This is a genomic window from Cyanobium sp. LEGE 06143 (assembly GCF_015207535.1).
GTDB lineage: Bacteria > Cyanobacteriota > Cyanobacteriia > PCC-6307 > Cyanobiaceae > NIES-981.
The window spans coordinates 1-2,661 of sequence record NZ_JADEWP010000257.1 but is presented as its reverse complement, the minus strand read 5'-3'; the positions used below and the strand labels follow the sequence as shown (position 1 = coordinate 2,661).

The window sequence follows — 2,661 nt, the reverse complement described above, 5'->3', positions numbered from 1 at the left end:
GCGATGTAGGGGGTGGTGGCGAGGGCGCTGAGGGCCAGCAGCCTTCCTCCGCACTGCTGGCGCTGACGCTCGAAGGCGGCCCAGTCGGCGTGGCGGCTGAGGGGCACGTAGGGCCAGTAGTCGAGCCCGGCCCGCCGCAGGCTGCGGTCGCTGATCTCGAAGCCGAGGGGCTCCACCAGATGCAGCTCCTGGGCCGTGGCGGCGCAGGTGCGGGCCACATTGCCGGTGTTGGGCGGAATCTGGGGCTGATAGAGCACGATTCGTGGCATGGGATCAGCGCGGCACAGGCTCACTGATGGCCTGCAGGTCAAGGGCCCGGCCGGCCACCACCAGCCAGGAGCGCTGGCAGCGGCGGGCCAGTTCCTGCTCCAGGGCGCCGAGCCGGTCGCGGAACAGGCCGCCGATTGCCGTGGGGGGGACCACACCCCAGCCAGTCTGCTCACTCACCAGGATCAGCCGTCCCGGGCAGGCTTCCACGGCGCTGGCCAGGGCCTCCACACTGGCCTGCCAGCTGAGCGGCGGCTGCTCCAACCCCCAGGCCACCCAGGAGCCGAGCGCATCCACCAGCGCCAGTTCAGTCGGCTGCAAGCGGCTCAGGCCGTCCGCCAGCCCCTCCTGCAGCTCCGCCAGAGCCCAATGAGGCGGGCGGCGTTGGCGGTGGATCTCCAGCCGGGCCTGCCAGTGGGGATCCTCGAGATGGCGCCCGGCGGTGGCGACATACAGCACCGGTCCGGGATGCTGCCGTGCCAGGTGCTCGGCCCAGCGGCTCTTGCCACTGCGGGCCGGGCCGGTGACCAGCTGACGGCGGGGGGCCAGGGCCCCGCCGCTGGAGGCCGGAGAATCAGCCGCCACCATTCATGTTGCGCAGGGTGGCCACAGAAGAGGGCGACACGCGGTTGAGGTAGCGGAAGATCCAGTACTTGAACACCGTGGCCAGGATCACCGGGAAGGTGGCAATGAACAGGAGGATGAAATTCTCCTGGGCGGGAAGACCGAAGTGGTTGGCCACCCCATCCAGCAGCACGGTCCAGCCCTCGGGGCTGTGAAAGCCCACAAAGATGTCTGTGAACAGAATGATCGCAAAGGCCTTGGCGCTGTCGCTCAGGCCATACACCAGTTCATCCAGAAAACTGCGCAGCACCTGAAGGTCGCGGCGCCACACCACGCACACGAGCACGAAGCCCACCAGCCCGCCCAGGTCGGCGAGCACGTTCTTGATGGCGTGGGTGCTCTCCTGATCCGCCTCCTGTTTCAGCTCCTGGGCGCGCTGGGCCAGCTTGGTGTGCAGCTCGGTGGCACTGGGCAGCTCCTGGCCCCTGAGCAGCGAATCGAATTCGATTTCGGCCCGGTATACCCGCAGTTGCTCGACGGCCCGCTCTTCCAGCTGGGGTTTGGGGTAGCTCAGAAAGGCATAGTCGGTGGCGAAGCGATCCACCAGGGGCGACACCACATAGGTGCGGCTGATCTGCTGCACGAGCACAGGCACCAGCACCAGCAACAGCAGAATCCGCAGCGACACCAGGGTGGAATCGCGGCGCCGGCGGAAGCCGGCCACCATGTTGGCCTCAGCCTCCGGATCGAGCTGGCGGCGCACCTGGTTCACCACGCCCAGCAGGCTGCGGGGCAACACCTCGGGTGTGCGGCTGATGGCGGGCAGGGGATTGCGCCTGCCGTCGTAGCGCGCCAGCACCGATTCGATCAACTGCAGCTGGCGCAGCTCCTGGCCCACCAGCTCACTGCGATGCTGCCCCAGGCTCGCCAGGCTCTGCCGGCAGACCTCCAGGGCCGCCTGGAAACGGCGCAGCAGCTGCGCCTGGGCGCCGGCGGGCAGGGGAAGCACGATCTCAGGACGCACCGGGCGGTCGTTGTAGTGCTCCAGCTCGATGGTCTGAATCAGCAGGGCAGCCTCATAGCCCCGCTCCAGGTCGTGGCTGAGGTCGAGCGCCTGGGCGCGGCGGAAGGAGCCGAGCCAGTTGGTGATGGCCATGGATGCTCAGCGGGAGAAGACCCACCAGGTGGCCATCGGCACCACCGTGCCCACCACCAGCAGCACGATCACCCAGGTGAAGGCCTTGCTGTCAGCGGTCTCCTCCCGGGTGGGCACATTGGTCGGCAGTGTGGAGGCCTCCACCTGCAAGGGCTCGCCGGGATCCTCTCCGGTGTCCAGCACGGTCTGCAGGCGGGCGATGCCATCGAGGCTGGCCTGGCGGAAGCGGGCCCCTTCGCGGATCGGCTGGGCCATGGTGGTGCGGGCCGTGCTCTTGAGCMKSTCKKYGWTNASMCRKCTGTCGAGGGCCGCAGACGCCACCACGGCGGCGGTGTTGGTCTTGGTGTCGATCAGAAACAACAGCTGGCCCTTGTCACTGCCCTGCACCGCCCAGCGCTCCAGCAACTGCTGGCCGAGCTGGCGCAGGCTGATGCCGTAGTCCAGCCGCTCCACGGTGACCAGATGGGCCTCCACCTGGGCGGCCTGCAGAGCATCCAGCTCCCGGCTCAGCTCGCCATTGGCGGCGCGGCTGAGCACCTGGGCCTGATCAAGCACCCGCTCCTGGGGCGCACCGGCAGGAAAACTCGCCGCCGACACAGCCAGGGCAGGGGTGGCGGCTCCGAACAGGAGCAGCAGGCTCACCAGCGCCGCCCAGCAGCGCCGCAGGCTGGGGC

At 68.8% G+C, this 2,661-nt stretch carries 3 protein-coding genes and 1 pseudogene; all 4 read right to left on the bottom strand.

The genetic code is table 11. From position 1 onward, the window contains the following. Positions 1–269: tRNA (cytidine(34)-2'-O)-methyltransferase (locus IQ216_RS13195; protein WP_304523991.1), on the bottom strand; the 269-nt coding region annotated here is incomplete at its 3' end. Between the two features lie 4 nt (positions 270–273). Further along, on the bottom strand, positions 274–855 hold the full coding sequence (gene cobU, locus IQ216_RS13190; protein ID WP_193815833.1) for a bifunctional adenosylcobinamide kinase/adenosylcobinamide-phosphate guanylyltransferase: 582 nt from the start codon (positions 853–855) through the stop codon (positions 274–276). After that, positions 842–1,987, bottom strand: a complete 1,146-nt coding sequence (pxcA, locus tag IQ216_RS13185) for a proton extrusion protein PcxA (protein WP_193815832.1) — start codon at positions 1,985–1,987, stop codon at positions 842–844. The genes cobU and pxcA overlap by 14 nt, the downstream gene beginning before the upstream one ends. Positions 1,988–1,993: 6 nt before the next feature. After that, positions 1,994–2,661 (bottom strand): annotated as a pseudogene (gene psb32 / locus IQ216_RS13180) (photosystem II repair protein Psb32); the annotation flags it as partial.